Source organism: Mycobacterium liflandii (genome assembly GCF_022354805.1).
Classification (GTDB): Bacteria; Actinomycetota; Actinomycetes; order Mycobacteriales; family Mycobacteriaceae; genus Mycobacterium; species Mycobacterium marinum.
Window position 1 is genome coordinate 2,328,459 of sequence record NZ_CP023138.1, and the last position, 14,447, is coordinate 2,342,905.

Annotated in this window: 8 protein-coding genes and 4 pseudogenes; 3 read left to right on the forward strand and 9 right to left on the reverse strand. The window is 65.8% G+C overall.

The annotated features are described in order from the left end of the window. Window positions 1-46: 46 nt before the first annotated feature. The 4 genes and pseudogenes from CKW46_RS10615 to CKW46_RS10630 all read right to left on the reverse strand — a co-directional run bounded on the left by CKW46_RS10615 (window position 47) and on the right by CKW46_RS10630 (window position 4,983). Complete coding sequence (locus CKW46_RS10615; protein WP_499019111.1) at window positions 47-682, reverse strand: DUF732 domain-containing protein; 636 nt, start codon at window positions 680-682, stop codon at window positions 47-49. Window positions 683-741: 59 nt separating this feature from the next. Further along, window positions 742-2,432: pseudogene (locus CKW46_RS10620) on the reverse strand (patatin-like phospholipase family protein). A gap of 36 nt (window positions 2,433-2,468) precedes the next feature. Beyond that, on the reverse strand, window positions 2,469-3,359 hold the full coding sequence (locus tag CKW46_RS10625; RefSeq protein ID WP_117435816.1) for an Rv3090 family protease: 891 nt from the start codon (window positions 3,357-3,359) through the stop codon (window positions 2,469-2,471). Between the two features lie 160 nt (window positions 3,360-3,519). Further along, window positions 3,520-4,983: a protein adenylyltransferase SelO gene (locus tag CKW46_RS10630; protein ID WP_015355017.1), complete on the reverse strand. Its 1,464-nt coding sequence runs from the start codon at window positions 4,981-4,983 to the stop codon at window positions 3,520-3,522. 79 nt (window positions 4,984-5,062) lie between these two features. On the opposite strand from CKW46_RS10630, the gene CKW46_RS10635 reads away from it, so the two are divergent. The 3 genes from CKW46_RS10635 (at window position 5,063) to CKW46_RS10645 (ending at window position 6,893) form a co-directional block, all read left to right on the forward strand. After that, entirely contained in the window at window positions 5,063-5,461 is a 399-nt protein-coding gene (locus CKW46_RS10635) for a DUF4267 domain-containing protein (RefSeq protein ID WP_012393410.1), read from the forward strand. An 8-nt stretch (window positions 5,462-5,469) separates the two neighbouring features. Beyond that, window positions 5,470-6,297: an LLM class F420-dependent oxidoreductase gene (locus CKW46_RS10640; RefSeq protein WP_482053138.1), complete on the forward strand. Its 828-nt coding sequence runs from the start codon at window positions 5,470-5,472 to the stop codon at window positions 6,295-6,297. A gap of 209 nt (window positions 6,298-6,506) precedes the next feature. Then, window positions 6,507-6,893, forward strand: coding sequence for a DUF2750 domain-containing protein (locus CKW46_RS10645; RefSeq protein ID WP_012393412.1), 387 nt, complete (start codon window positions 6,507-6,509; stop codon window positions 6,891-6,893). Between the two features lie 21 nt (window positions 6,894-6,914). On the opposite strand, the pseudogene CKW46_RS10650 reads toward CKW46_RS10645, so the two are convergent. From CKW46_RS10650 to CKW46_RS10670, 5 genes and pseudogenes are all read right to left on the reverse strand, one after another. Next, window positions 6,915-8,727, reverse strand: a pseudogene (locus tag CKW46_RS10650) (sulfatase-like hydrolase/transferase). Further along, window positions 8,720-9,169, reverse strand: a complete 450-nt coding sequence (locus tag CKW46_RS10655) for an SRPBCC family protein (RefSeq protein ID WP_041298957.1) — start codon at window positions 9,167-9,169, stop codon at window positions 8,720-8,722. Before CKW46_RS10655 ends, CKW46_RS10650 begins: the two are co-directional and overlap by 8 nt. A gap of 113 nt (window positions 9,170-9,282) precedes the next feature. Beyond that, window positions 9,283-10,956 carry an amidohydrolase gene (locus CKW46_RS10660; RefSeq protein WP_117435819.1) on the reverse strand — a complete coding sequence of 558 codons (1,674 nt, stop codon included), beginning with the start codon at window positions 10,954-10,956 and terminating at the stop codon, window positions 9,283-9,285. 63 nt (window positions 10,957-11,019) lie between these two features. Beyond that, window positions 11,020-12,444, reverse strand: a pseudogene (locus tag CKW46_RS10665) (phytoene desaturase family protein). Then, window positions 12,441-14,257 (reverse strand): annotated as a pseudogene (locus CKW46_RS10670) (DUF3556 domain-containing protein). Before CKW46_RS10670 ends, CKW46_RS10665 begins: the two co-directional pseudogenes overlap by 4 nt. Window positions 14,258-14,447 lie beyond the last annotated feature (190 nt).

Here is a 14,447-nt window from a genome sequence, read left to right on the forward strand (position 1 = left end):
CTACCTGCGCGGCAGTGCATTGTGGGTGAGGGGGATGAGCCGACTTTTACGGGCAATATGTGCGCATCGAGATGTCGACGTAGTCGCCAGCGTGGTTGCTGAGGGCCGGATTGCTCGAACGAAATGCCGCGACGATCTCGTCCACAGTGAGCCCACGACGGAAGTTCTCGCACACCAACTTGCCGTTGTAGATCGCTGCGTTGGGATTGGCGAAGGAGATACCCCGGTCGTTGAGCGCTGCGATGTAGGCGCTGTCCTGCTCAGGAGTTGAGGCGATCGTCGTCGTGGTGGTTGGGGCGGACGTCGGCGTTGGCGCAATCTGGGTGAACGACCGCGGCTTCGAGGCCTTGCCCGGCGAGCTCTCCGTGGACAGGGCCCAGCCACCGATCACGATCACCGCCGCAAACCCGAGACCGAGCAACAGTAGGGCCGCGGCCCTGGCCAAGGTGGTGCGCCAGGACTGGACGAGCGACGCCGGTTCAGCAGCAAGCTCCTCGCCGCGACCATCGGGGATGTCCGGGACATCGGGGAGGTCTGGGCCGGGGTCGCGGACGTCGCTGACGTCCTGTTCGCGCGACCAGGCCGTCTCGACCGTGTCGGTGGGTGCGGGACTGGGGACGGCTGCCGTCTTGTCGCCGTCGAGTGCGGCGGTCTTGTCGGAAGCCGGGACCGGCTCGGCCATGAGGGCCATGGTAGCCATCGACTCCGTCACCCGATGCGGGCCAACGGCGGGCGCCCGCTTTATGTGAGGTGACGGTCACGCCACCTGGCGAATCGGCCCGTCGGTGCGTGTATCGCCGCCATCACCGAGCTCATCGATGAAGCCACCGAACTCGCGTGCTCGGCGGGCTCGGCGACCGGCGGTCCATCACCCTCCCACCACGTCGGCCGCAATAGTGCCGTCGTCACCGGAATCGCGTCCTCGACGCTGCTGCGGCCCCACTCGTAGGCACGGTCGATGGCGCCGGCCGAGGGGGCCAGGTTGATCGGTGACAGCGTCGGCTGGAACCTGACCAGGTGGTCGGCATACGGTAAATTGCGCACCATCTGCAGCTGGATCGCCTGGGTAATCGGGGCCAGCCACATGTGCCGGGAGTCCCACTGCGGATGGAAGCAATCAAAGGCCAGGTAGCACGCGTTGCGAGTGCCGAGCTTTCCGTCACGCACCCGCTTCCACGCCAATTCGACCGGCACGTTGCTGGCCGCGCCGCCGTCGACGATCGCCGCGATGTCTTGGTCGGCGCAGAGGGCATCGAGCATGTCGAGCATGCGGTCATCACTGGTTTCGTGGTGCAGCACGCCGGGAACGGCAGACGAAAACGACGCCGCGTCGACGACGTCGAAGTCGCGATCGGGGTCATCGCCGCTGACCACGATCGGTTTGACCACCCGCAAGTCGATGAAGGCGGAAACCTGCCACATTCGGGCTGCGACCAGCGGGCCGATGCCGATGGGCTGGAAGGGCAGTGAGCGCAGTTGCAGCGCCGCCAGTTCCGGACGGCGAAACCGGGATGGCAGTGCGGAATACGGTTGCTTTCGCACGCCGGAGACCACGACATCGAACGGAATCGTCAGATCTGACATGCGGAGCCGGATGTTGTCTTCACGGCTGAGCAGCGATAGCGCGAATTGGTCGAAGCGCAGGGCGAACATCCCGGCCAAGCCGTGGCGGCGGTGCAACCGCTCGGGGCCCAGAATGGCGCGATAAGACACCGTCTTGGCCCATTCCACATAGTCGTCGATCGGCACCGGCAGGCAACGCGCCACCAGACTGCCGATGATCGACCCGAACGACGACCCGATCATGTAGTCAGGCGTTTGGCCGGCCTCCAGGAGGCGCTGGATGCCGCCGATGTAGACGAACCCCGCGCCGCCCCGCCGCCGAGGATGGTGACGAGCTTCTTGTAGCCGACTTCGGAGTCCAGTTCGGCCGCAGAGAAGTCGCTGCCGTGGCGTTCGATCAGCACTCGCCGTTGGTCGTCTTGGTCGGCGGACAAACCGTCGAGCGCGGTGCGTGCGGCCTTGAGCGCGGTGATCGGATCTGGCTCTTCGCGCAGCGGTCCATACAGGGTGTCGCTGACCCGGGACCGCCACGGAGCGACTTCGGCGCCCACCGAGATGTCACCGCGTCCGCGGCTGCCGCCCGGACCCGCGGCTCCCGGTTCGAAGTCGGCGAGTCTGGCGAAGTTGAGGATGTAGCGCAGCTTGCGCAGCTCCTCGTCGCTCAACACGCCCGGGTTGGCCAGGTGCTGCCGGATCAGCCTGCTTTCCATCTTTTGCAGCAGCTGGGCCGGCTCGGCCGATGGGAGATCGACGGTGTCGAGGGAATCATCGATGTCCTGAGTCTCGGCATCGATCTTGTCGACCAGATCCAGTGCGGCGTGACGGCGAGCAAAACGGCCGCCTATCAACTCGGCGAACGGAATGTGCATCAGATCAACCCTCTCATGGCGATCATCTGTGCATGGCTACCGTCCGGGGGGCACCGAGACGGTCGGCAGAGCCGAGCTGCCCGGCCAGCAGCCCAGCGGGCTGATGCCCTTGTTGATCGCGGCCGTAATGCAGTTCTGCACCACAACGTTGGGGTCGTTGCTGATTGAGCGGGACAAGATCTCGTTGGCCTTGGCCTGAGCCTCGGCGGTGCGCTGCGCCTCCACGGCGATCGAGGTCTGCGCGCGCTGCTGGTTGAGCTGGTTGATCTTGTCCTCGGTGCCCTGGTCGTACTGGATGGTCGGAACGTTGACGTCGAAGATGTCGACTTGGCGGCCCACGTCCTGGCGCATGATGTCGGCGGCTCGCTTGGCCAGGTTGGGCAGAGGGGACACGTCCAGGTTTTGCGGGTCCAGTGGGTTGAATGCGGCGAACACCTCGTTGAGGGCAACCGACAGATTCCGCTCGATGAGGTTGACCCGCACGTTGTCGAAGGTTTTGTACTGCTGGAAGAGTTCGGGTGCGGCCGACTGCTTGAGCTGCCAGCGGATACTGACGTCGGCCAGGGCCGTGGATTGGTTGCCCAGCCGCACGGTGATGCGCTGGTCGCTGTTGCCTTCCTTGACGTACTTGTCGATCTGCACCGCGCCGTCCATTTGGTGGGTCATCTGCCAGGGCCATTTGCCGTGGAAGCCGTTGTTCAGGCTCACCCCGTTGGGGCGGCCGAAGGTGGTGACGATCGCGATCTGCCGGGTCCCGACGATGGTGAAGCAGCCCATCAGGAAGAACAGGACCGCCGCCCCAAGGGCGCCGAGGGTCACGATCTTGCCGCGTAGGCGCGCTTTGTCATTGCCGGCGAACTTCCACAGCAACGCCGCCACGGCGGCGCCGATCAAGCACATGGTCAACATCACGATCTCCCACGTCATCCCTACGCTCCTTCTCCCGCTCGGGTGATGCCGATCGGGCGCGGCATTGCTCAGTTGGGTTCAGCCAGGCCCAGCCAGGTGCGGCCGGGTACGTGCAGACTAGGCGTTGGCGCGACCTGGCCGGGTGCAACGCCCGAGAATGTGGCGTCCGCGGCGGGCTTCAGGTGCCGCAGTAGGTCCGGTAGGCGCCGAAATCCTCGGGCGCCGGGCCGGCGTAGCGCTCGAGCCCAGGCCTTTCGACATAGGGGTCCGTGACCGCATCCAAGAGCCGGCGGAACGGATCGAGGTTGCCGTCGGTCGCCGCGGTCAGAGCCTCCTCGACGAGATGGTTGCGGGGGATGTAGATCGGATTGACCCCGTCCATCAATTCGGCATCCGGCCCCAGGTTCTGCCAGCGTGACAGCCAGTCGTCGAATCCGCTTGGGGCGTCAAACATTGCGCGGGCCGCGCCGCCATCTCCACGGGCCGCTGCCGCCAGGTGCCGGAAGAACGAGGTGTAGTCGACCTGGCCCTGCCGCAGGAGCTGCAGCAGCTCGTCGGCCAGGGGCTTGACCACCTCGGCCTCGGTCACCGCCGGCAAGCCGAGTTTGGCTCGCATACCGGAGCACCAGACGGCGTCGTAGCGGGTGCGGAATACCCCGAAGGACTTCTCGGCGAGGGCGATGCCCTCCTGCATGTCGTCGGCGAGCAGCGGCAGCAGGGCCTCGGCAAAGCGGGCCAGGTTCCAGCCCGCGACGACGGGCTGGTTGGCGTAGGCGTAGCGGCCCCAGTGGTCGATCGAGCTGAACACCGTTTCGGGGTCGTAGGCCTCCATGAAGGCGCACGGCCCGTAGTCAATGGTTTCGCCCGAGATGGTCATGTTGTCGGTGTTCATCACCCCGTGCACGAACCCGATCAACATCCAGCGCGCCAGCAGTGCGGCCTGGACCGCGACCACCTCTTCGAACAGCGCGAGGTAGGGGCGCTCGGCATCCGCGGCGCCGGGGTAGTGGCGGGCGATGGCGTAGTCGGCGAGGCGCCGCAGCAACTCGACGTCGCCGGTAGCGGCCGCGTACTGGAAGCTGCCCACCCGCAGGTGGCTACGGGCGACCCGGACAAGCAAGGCGCCGGGCAGTGGTGTCTCGCGCTGAACCTGGCGCCCGGTACCCACGACGGCCAGGGACCGCGTTGTCGGGATGCCCAACGCGTGCATCGCCTCGCTGACGATGTATTCGCGCAACATCGGCCCAACCACGGCCAGGCCGTCGCCACCGCGGGCGAACGGGGTGCGCCCGGAGCCTTTGAGGTGAATGTCGTACAGGCGCCCATCGGTATCGGCGATCTCGCCGAGAAGCAGGGCGCGGCCGTCGCCCAACCGCGGGACGAACCCGCCGAACTGGTGCCCGGCGTAGGCCTGCGCCACCGGAACCGCTCCGCTGGGTAGCAGACTGCCGACCAGGAACCGGACTCCTTCGGAACTGCGCAACCACGTGGAGTCGAGTTTGAGCTCGCCCGCCAACGGTTCGTTGAGCACCAGCAGCCGCGCGTCTGGCGGCACCTCGGCCTGCCAGCGAACGGCCAGCTCCGGCAAGTCCCGCAAGAAGTGGCTTTGCAGAGCGATGGTCAGATCCGGTGCAGTGCTCATCTCACCAAGCCTACGGACGGGTCAGCCACTCGGGCGTGTCCATTCCCTGTCGGATGATTACCTCCTAGGCTTGCGTGCCATGTCGATCGATCGTGCCGCGCTGGTTGCGGGCAGTCTGCGTTGTGCCTCCGGTATCTCATTTCTCGTCGACCCGGTACGGGCGAACCGGCTTTGGGGTGCGGGTGCGCAGGAGTCGTCGCCGACGGCGCGGCTGCTGTTGCGGTCGATGGGCTATCGCGACGCCCTCATCGGAGGGCTGCTGGCGACAGCTGCGGTGCGCGGCAAGAACACCCGTGGCTGGTTCCTGGCTTCGGCTGGCGCGGACGCAGCCGACCTGCTCGGCGGGATCAGCGTGCATGACGAGCTGAAACGGCTACAGCAGATCGTCGCCCTCGGCGGCGCAGTCGTCGGTATCGGAGTGGGGCTCTGGGGTGCCGCGCGGCCGGCCACCGAAGCCAGTGCGTCCCAACTCGGGTAGGAGCAAGCATGCGTGTCGGAGTCCTGACGTTTGTCACCGATGAAGGCATCGGCCCTGCGGAGCTGGGCGCGGCACTCGAAGAGCGTGGGTTCGAGTCGCTGTTCCTCGCCGAGCACACTCACATCCCGGTAAACAATCAGAGCCCGTATCCGCCCGGCGGGCCAATTCCGCGCAAGTATTACCGCACGCTGGATCCGTTCGTGGCGTTGACGGCGGCGGCGGTGGCGACCGAGTCACTCGTCTTGGGCACCGGCATCGCGTTGATCCCCGAGCGGGATCCGATCGTGACGGCCAAAGAGGTGGCATCGCTGGACGTGGTGTCCGGCGGGAGGTTCTGCTTCGGTGTGGGTGTGGGGTGGCTGCGAGAAGAAGTCGCCAATCACGGTGTTGATCCGGCGGTGCGAGGACGGGTCACCGATGAGCGGCTGGGCGCGATGATCGAGATCTGGACCCAGGACAACGCCGAATATCACGGGAAATATGTCGATTTCGACCCAATTTGCTGCTGGTCGAAGCCGGTGACCAAGCCCCATCCGCCGCTGTACATCGGGGGAGGGCCGGCAAGCTTTGGCCGCATCGCCCGCCTAGGTGCCGGATGGATCGCGATTAGCCCGTCGCCGCAGCTGTTGGCCGGTCCGCTCGAAGAACTGCGCTCGCTGGCCGGTGAGGACGTGGCGGTGACGGTGTGCCTGTCGGATGAGACGAAGGTCAGCGACCTCGAGGGTTACCTGCCGCTGGGGGTCGAACGAGTCCTGCTGGGATTGCCGACCGAGCCTCGCGACCAGACGTTGAGATATCTTGACCAGATGGAATCCGAACTGGTCCAGTTGGGATAAGACCGCAACCCAGTCAAGTGTGGGGGCAGGCCTCTGTCTGCGCAAAGTGGTTGTGGTTATTCAGATTTCGTGCCGATACCCGGATCTGGACGGGACCTGTAGCCGTGATGCGCCGAAAATTATTGTAATTTGCGTAATTTCGGTCATTCATGCTGAATTGTGCTTATATTGCTTGACTTTCGTCGGGATCGGCGAGCTAGGGTGGTGGCGTGAATCTCCACTTGAACGCGGACCTGCAAGCCCGCTATCATCGCTTCGTCGAAAGGGTGCGCACATCAGGCGAACTCTGGGTGCTGATTGGACCCGAGGCGCGGGGAGCGTGGGTCGAATCGAACCACTACGTGACCGAGGACGACGAGCCCATCCCCGTGCATCTGGTCTATTCGGCTGCAGCCTATGCGCGCCAGCACGCCACAGGGGCGTGGGCGGCATACGAGCCGGCGGCGTTGGAGCTGGACCAGTTCCTGGCCGGGCCGCTTCAGCACATGCACCAGAGCGGCGAGATGCTGGGCCCCGACTACAACGCCGATCTCGCGGGAGTCGAGATCGAGCCCATCGACCTGGCCCGTGCCCTGCTGGGGGAAGAGCAGCCGTAGCCCGCGCAGTGGAGCCGTTGGCTAGCTCCCGATTCGGCCCAGCAGCCGACGAATCGGGCCCTGCGACTCACCGGTCTCCGGCTGTCGATTGGCATAGGGCCACGGCTGGTTGCGCTCCGGCACCGACGAGGCCCGCTGCTGTTTGAGCTGCATCCGCAGATGCTGACGCAGCTCATGCAACTCGGGGTCGGTCCAACGATTGTCGGTCTCGATTGGATCGGCAGTCAGATCGTAGAGTTCCCACTGGTCGTCCACCGGGTCGGTGCGATAGGTCTCGCCGCCCACACCGTTGCTGGCCAGGTGACGTACCCCGGGCTCGGTCCAGGTTGCCGGGTCGTCAAAGGTGCGCACCAGCTTCCACAAGTGGCCGGCGCCTCCGGGGGCGTCGGAGTCCTCGACCCGCACCACCAGCCCTTCGAAGTTGGCGGCCACGTGCGCGGGCAGCTTGATGCGCAGCGGCGCTGGGGGATTGACCGTGCGTCCCAGCTGTCGGGACAGCAGCGATGCGCCGGTGTCGCCTTCGAGCATGTTGTCGCGTGTCATCAGGTAGATCGCTCGATCTTCGTCGGCGGGGGCCCCGTCGACCACCGCCATCAGATCCCGACCGGGCAGCGGGTGCACCTCGGTGAATGATTCGGCAAGGTTTGCGGCGACGGCCTCGGTGTCGATGCCGGCCGCGCTAAGCAGCGTCGGCACCAGGTCGACGTGCGATGTTGGGGCCGAAACGGTGCGTGCCGTGGTCGCCTCATTGCCGACTCGGGCGATGACGAACGGAACCCGGGTGGCCTCGTCGTAGAGGTTGAACCACTTCTGATGCAGCCCGCCATGAGCCCCGAGCAGATCACCGTGGTCGGATGTGCGGACCAGGACGGCGTTGTCGGATCCGCCCTCGGTCACCGCGCGGCGGACCCGGTCAATCGGCCCGTCGTTCTCGGCGTGCAAGCGGTAGTAAAGATCGCGGTAGCGCTGCGCGTTGCGCTGGTAGGTGCGCTTGATCGCCGGTGCCACGCCGTATCCGGTGTAGTACGCCTGCCGGAATGCGATCTGTGCGGCCGGCTTTGTTCTCAGGTCCTCGTCGGCGGTGGGTGGTGCCGGCACATGTGGGGGGTCTAGGTGCGACGGCTTCAACGGGCCGAATCGCACCCAGGCCGGGAACAGCACCACGTCGTGCGGGTTGATGAAGCTGGCCACCAGCAAGAACGGACGCAGCGCCGCTTCGTCGCCGGCACGGCGGCGCGCATAGCGGTCCTCGAGCCACGCAACAACTCGATCGGCGATCAGCGGGTCACGACGGAAACCGCTGTTCGCGTTGCCCGCGCCATGCGGCTCGGGGCCCACCCAGCCGGAAAAGCCGTACGGGCCGAGCGGGTCGGCGTCGAGGTAGCGCTGTACGGCCGGCCGGGTCGATCTCGCCGTCGTCGTCGTTGGTGGCCAGCGAGAGGCCGGTGTCGGGGTCTTCCAGATCGGCATGCGAGATGTGCCATTTGCCGTCGTAGTGGGTGTCATATCCCGCCGCGCGGAACCAGTTGCCCAGAGTCGGTACCTCGCCCGCCCGCAGCCAGCGCAGCCGGGAGTCGTCGAACCGTTTGCCGATGCCATCGGTTTGCGTGACACCGTGCAGGTCGGGGTACTGGCCGGTGAAGATCGTCGGGCGACTCGGCACACAGGCCAGCGATCCGGTGTAGTGCCGGGCGAAACTCACCCCGTGTTCGTCGAGCCAGCGACGGCCGGTGAGGGTGCGCTGCCGCCAAGCCAGGACGTCGGCCGACTCGTAAGGGGGAACCGCGCGCTCCTCGTCGGTCATGATGATGACGATGTCGGGGCCCTCAGGCATGCGTTTTCTCCAATCGGCTCGCCAATCCGGCAAGCATCGCGTCGGACTGCTTGGCCAGCACGCGCAGCGCAACCCGCTCCGCCATCTGAGCCAGCCGGCTGGTCCCGACCTCTACCGTGCTCGTGAGATCCACGATGGTGGCGTTACCGCTTCGGCGCAACCTCCAGTGGTTGGCCACCTTGCGGAGGCGGTTGGGTAGGCCCTCGATGTCATAAGCCAGCGAGGTGGGCGGGTCGAACGCGGTTATGCGTTCCACCAGGGTGTTGCGGCCCACCTGTACGCGGCGGGTGGTGCCCACCGGCTCCCCGTCGGGGCCCTCATTCAACACGCACGAATGGTCGATGCCGTCAGCCCACGCGCTCAGGGCGCCGAAGTCGGCGAGTACGTTCCAAATCGCCTGCGGCTCGGCCACTATGGTCCGGCTACGGCTGATATCTGCCACTCAGCCATCCAACACTATGCGGCAGGCTCGCGCGCCAAGTTGGTCTGTTCGCGTCCTCGACGCGGGACGCGGCCGCCGTTGCCCGGCCGGGTCGGCGATGCGGCGGCGCGGGGTCACGATGGCAGTGATCGGACCTGCCCCTCGAACACCGTTCCCCAAATGGGGAGGTCTTTGAGGCCGTCGACGCCGACCTGGTAGGGGTCGTCTTCGAGGACGGTGAAGTCCGCGTACTTGCCGGCGCGGATCGATCCGAGGTCGTTTTCTTTGCGCATGATCCAGGCGGCGTCGATGGTGATGGCCCGCAGTGCGGCGTGCAGGCTTATCCGCTCCTGCGCGCAGTTGAGGTTGCCGTTGATCGTGATCCGTCGGGCCGCGACCCAGGCGAGGGTCAGCGGGGCCAGTGGCGCCATGGGGCAATCGGAATGCAGGCCGAACGGGACGCCGAGGCGTTCGAGTGATCCCAGGCGCACCAGCTCGGCGCCGCGGTCGCTGCCGAGCCATTCCGAACTGTAGATATCGCTGAGTAGGTAGTGGTAGTAGGGATTGGCGGAGACCACCATGCCCAGCTCCCGCATCTGCAGGTTCTGTTCCTCGGTGGTGTAGCCGAAGTGTTCCAGGACGGTGCGGTGACCGATCCGGGGATGGATCCACTGCAGGTGGCGTACCAGGTCGATCAAGGCCTCGGCACTGAGGTCGCCGACGGTGTGGGCGTGCAGTTGGTAGCCCTCCCGCCAAAAGACCTCGGCCCAGGTCCGCGTGACTTGCAGCGGGGCCATCCACATCCCGGTGTGGCCGTCGAGGTAGCCGGGATACCCGAACTGGGCCATTCCGCTGAAGATCGCACCGTCCATCATGAGTTTGAAGTGGTGGTCAAACCCGACTCGTCCGGAGGTCATTTGCGCCCACTCCGCGACAATGGCCACGGCCTCCTGCGGGGTGACACCGCGGGCCAGGAAATCAGAGATCAACGGGGTGAGCACGATCCTGGACGGTGCGTCGATCTCCCGCGAGATCCTGTTGATCAGCCGGATCTCGTTTTCCGGATTGCCCATGCTGCCGACGCCCATGTCCAGACAGGTCGTGACGCCGGCTAGGTGGACCATGCGGAAGAAGTTGGCCATGCCTTCCCCATACCGGGCGGGTTCGAACAGGAGTTGCGGCAGGCGGCTGGCGCCGACCAGGGCCATTGCGCCGTTCTCCCAGAAGCGTCCGCGCTCCCAGTCCACCTCGGGAAGATCGGCGAACTGCTGCTCGCTGAGCCCCATCCAGTCGATCGCGCCATCGTTGGCGATCAATTCATGGAACGACCGGTGCCAGAGGATGACGGGCCGGGTTCCGAACATCGCGGTCAGCTCGGGGCGCCCGATCGGCCCGTGCCAGAGCGGGTGGTAGCCCCAGGCCACGAACGGCACGCTCCAGTCCGGGTGGGCGTCGACCAGTTCCCGCAACCGCGTGCGGAACGCGTCCGGGGTCGTTGCGCTGGCAAAACGTCCGGTCGGCAGGTTCCAATCCTCGGGAGCGAGGAACGGAAACTGAGTAAGCACCGCAGGCAATGAGGGGTGCACGTGCGGGTCGATGAAGCCGGGAAGCACCACCTTGTCGGACAGCCGCTCGTCGACCACGTATTCGTGGCGATTCAGCCAGGGGCGCATCGAGTCCAGCGAACCGACGGCGACAATCCGGCCGTCGGCCACCGCGACCGCGGAGGCCTCCGGTAGTGAGGGCGTCATCGTCAGCACCTTGCGGGCCGGGAAGACAGTGATCGGATGCGTGGGGCCCTCGGACATATGGCCAGCTTGCTCCACGGGCTCACCCCAGCGGTACAAATCAACGAAATCGGCGGCCGTCGGCTATTTCAGTTCCGCTAGAGCTAGTTTCGCCGCATTGGCGCCACACATGCCATGGGCGCCCGGCCCCGGCGGCGTCGCGGCCGAACAGATGTAGGTGCCCGGCACCCCGGTTCGATAGGGCGACAATGTCACCCGCGGTCCAAAGGTCAGCTGGCGGATATCTTTGGCGCCCGTCATGATGTCGCCGCCGACGTAATTCGGGTTATATCTGGACATCTCGGTGGTGCTGCGGACGGTCTGCCCGACGATGTGCTCCCGGAATCCCGGTGCGAAACGCTCGATCTGCGCGATGATCGCGGCGGTGGCGTCGCCGGTGTAGCCGTTGGGGACGTGTGCTTAGGTCCACAGCGGATGGATATTGCCGACCGAGCGCTCAGGATCGGCCAGGTACTGCTGCCCGACCAGAACGAATGGTCGTTGTGGCATCCGTCCGGCATGGACCTCGCGTTCGGCGGCGGCGAGCTCGGCGTAGGGGCCTCCCAGATGCACCGTCCCCGCCCGGCGGGCCTGCGGGTTGGTCCATGGTACGGCGCCCTCGATGGCGAAGTCGACTTTGAATGCGCCTGGCCCGCGCCGAAATTTGTTGTAGGCGCGGGCAATCCGCCCGGGCATCCGGTCGCCGAGGATGCCGGCGACGGCGTCCGGCGCGAGGTCGAACATGGTCACGTCCGCCGGTGGCAGCTGCGATGCCGTCTGTACCCGTACGCCCGTTTCGATCTTGCCGCCAAGCTCGTCCAACGTTGCCACCAGCGCGTTGGTGATTGACTGCGAACCGCCGGCCGCTACTGGCCAGCCGTGCCGGTGGCCTGCGGTGATGATGCCCAGGCCGATCGCTGAGGTCATCGGGTAGTGCAGTGGCCGAAACGCATGCGCGGCAACGCCTCCGAACAATGCCCGGCCCTGGTCGGTGCGAAACAGCCTGGCCAGCACCGAGGCGGGAAGCACCGTCGGTGCACCGAACCGGGCCAATGTGATCGGGTGCCCGGGAATGCTCAGCAGCGGACCCATGATGTCCTCGGCCAGCATGTCGAATCGTTGCGAAGTCCAATCGAACAGGGCCCGCCATCAGCGACCATCGGCGCCCAACCCGTCGGCCGTCTGGCCTACCGAACGGTGCAGCACGCCCGCGCTGCCGTCATCGAGCGGATGCACGCAGTCGATATCGGGCAGCAGCCAGCTCAGGCCGTGGCGGTCCAGGTCCAGGCCGGCGAGGAACTCCGAGCCGACGGCCATCGGATGGATGGCCGAACAGTGGTCATGCACCAGGTCGGGCACGATGGCCTCGCTGCTGCGGGCACCGCCGCCCACCTCCTCGGCGGCCTCGAGAACGGTGACCTGCAGTCCGGCTTTGGCCAGGGTGATGGCGGCGGCGAGCCCATTGGGCCCGCCACCAGCCACGATCGCGGTCTGCGATGCACCTTTCATGCCAGCGCCCCATGCTCGCGGTCCTGCCCGTCGCGGATCCGTTCCCGCCTGCCGCCGAGCGACCAGGTCACCTGCGTTGGGATCGGGCCGTTAGGCAGCCACGGTTGCTCGGCCACCGCATCGGCAACCTTCCAGGTGCCGCGCTCGAGCACGCCCAGGGCCGCGTCGATGACCTTGTAGTGCTGCACCTTGCTGCCCCAGGCCTGCGACTCCACCCATACGACGACGAGTTCACCGGGCTCGAACGCGGCCTGTGTCTGCATCGCCGCGATCAGATCTTCGTTGTGCAGGTGACCGTCGCCGAAGTTGAACCCGATCAACGAGTTGCAGATGAACTCGCCTTCCCGCACGGTGCGGGTGTCGATGTCGGGCAGGTTCTTCAGCAGCACCGAGAACAGGCCGCGGCCCTGGCTGTGCATGCTGCGCCAGGCGATCGAGTGCTGCATCGTGATCTCCGCCCACTGCGGCTCATAACCGAAGTCGATGAACTGGTCGAGCTGGTTCTTCGACGACCGGGTGACCTTGTTGAGTTTGTGCTCGGTGCCCGGAGCGAAGGCCCATACCGCGGAGGCCCAGTTGCCGGCGTATTAGCGCATGGACGGCAGGAAGGAGACCTTGTCGGGCCGGAAGTTGCCCAGGATCGGGAAGAACAGCAGTGCGGCGACGATGGCGGCCAACAGCCATGGCGACGACATGGAGGTCACGCCGTAGCCCTGCCAGGCCGGGAAGCCCAGGAACAGAAAGATCGTGGCGTAGGCGAACAGCACGTTCCATTCCAGCGGGACCGCCAGCGGGAACGTCGAAATGATGAACAGGTGGAACGACACCATCAAGGCGGCGGCCGCCAGGGTCAGCCACTTGTTGGTGGAGAACAACAGCGTCAGCGGGGCGAGGACTTCTACCGTGGTGCCGGCGGCGTGGGCCATCACCTCGGCAAGCCGAGACGGGCGCAGGTCCCGCGGAAAATTGCGGTAGTGGGCCCGCTTGAGCCACCTGAACGCAATGGCCGGGCTGTTGCTTACCATCGGGGGGATGACGTTGGCGAAATGCTTGCCCAACTTGGATGCGCCGGCGCCCACCCATACGACAACGATCAGTAGCTTGAGCGCGATGATCATGTCCGCGAAGTTCGCGAATCCCAGCACCGCGAAGAAAAACATCGCCGGCAGATACTGCTCGCCGCGGGCGCCCAGGAAGATCGTCTTGTCGCGCAGTCCCACCAGGACCAGCAGCACCATCGGCGCGATCAGCAGTGCGGGACTGACCAGGCCGGATGTGTTTCCGGGAAGCGCCGCCGACAGCGAGTCACTGGGCACGCCGGGCGAAAACAGCGCAACCGCCACACTGACCAGCAGGGCGACATAGAGCGCAACGTCCAACAGAGTGCGCCGGTCGCCCTTGGTGAACGGCACCCATTTCCATGGCCGCAGCCGGATGGTGCCGGGGCGGGCCCAGAAACGAATGCCGCCGGTCATCGGCTTGATCTTGCCGGCGAGGGCCCCCAGGAACCGGCGACGCCAATGGATTCCAGCAGCACCGTCCACAGGATGACCTTCTGGTACACAATCGGTTGGTTCCACCACGCGGCCACGTGCCAGAAGGCCGGCAGCCCTGAGGTCAACGTGGCAACGATGACCCCGCCGAGCGCGTAGCCGAAGATGAGCTTCAGGATGTAGATGGCATGCACCATCCGCGGCGACGGGAACCCGTATTCGACCCAGCTCTGGGCGAGGATGCGCCCCCGCTCCATCAGCGGTTTGCGCAGGAATGTGTCCGGATCAACGTCGGGAAAGCGTGGTTTGAAGAATCCCATCGCAGTGGCTCCTTGATTCATTGAAACTTGTTTGGTCAGGTCGAAGGTGGATCGGGACACCGTACGAATCAGGTGATGTGGCCCACACCGTCTCGACCGGATGAAATTGCTTGTTCGCACTGTCCTGGGAGGACAAAAGCACCGCTAAGACCCGGTTCTGTCGGACCCGTCAAGACGTCTAGTGTCGGTT

Bases quoted from the DNA above. Each gene is read 5' to 3' on its own strand.
- CKW46_RS10635 (WP_012393410.1), top strand. From the start codon at position 5,063: ATGTCGATCGATCGTGCCGCGCTGGTTGCGGGCAGTCTGCGTTGTGCC.
- CKW46_RS10630 (WP_015355017.1), bottom strand. From the start codon at position 4,983: ATGAGCACTGCACCGGATCTGACCATCGCTCTGCAAAGCCACTTCTTG.
- CKW46_RS10640 (WP_482053138.1), top strand. From the start codon at position 5,470: ATGCGTGTCGGAGTCCTGACGTTTGTCACCGATGAAGGCATCGGCCCT.
- CKW46_RS10660 (WP_117435819.1), bottom strand. From the start codon at position 10,956: ATGTCCGAGGGCCCCACGCATCCGATCACTGTCTTCCCGGCCCGCAAG.
- CKW46_RS10625 (WP_117435816.1), bottom strand. From the start codon at position 3,359: ATGACGTGGGAGATCGTGATGTTGACCATGTGCTTGATCGGCGCCGCC.
- CKW46_RS10615 (WP_499019111.1), bottom strand. From the start codon at position 682: ATGGCCGAGCCGGTCCCGGCTTCCGACAAGACCGCCGCACTCGACGGC.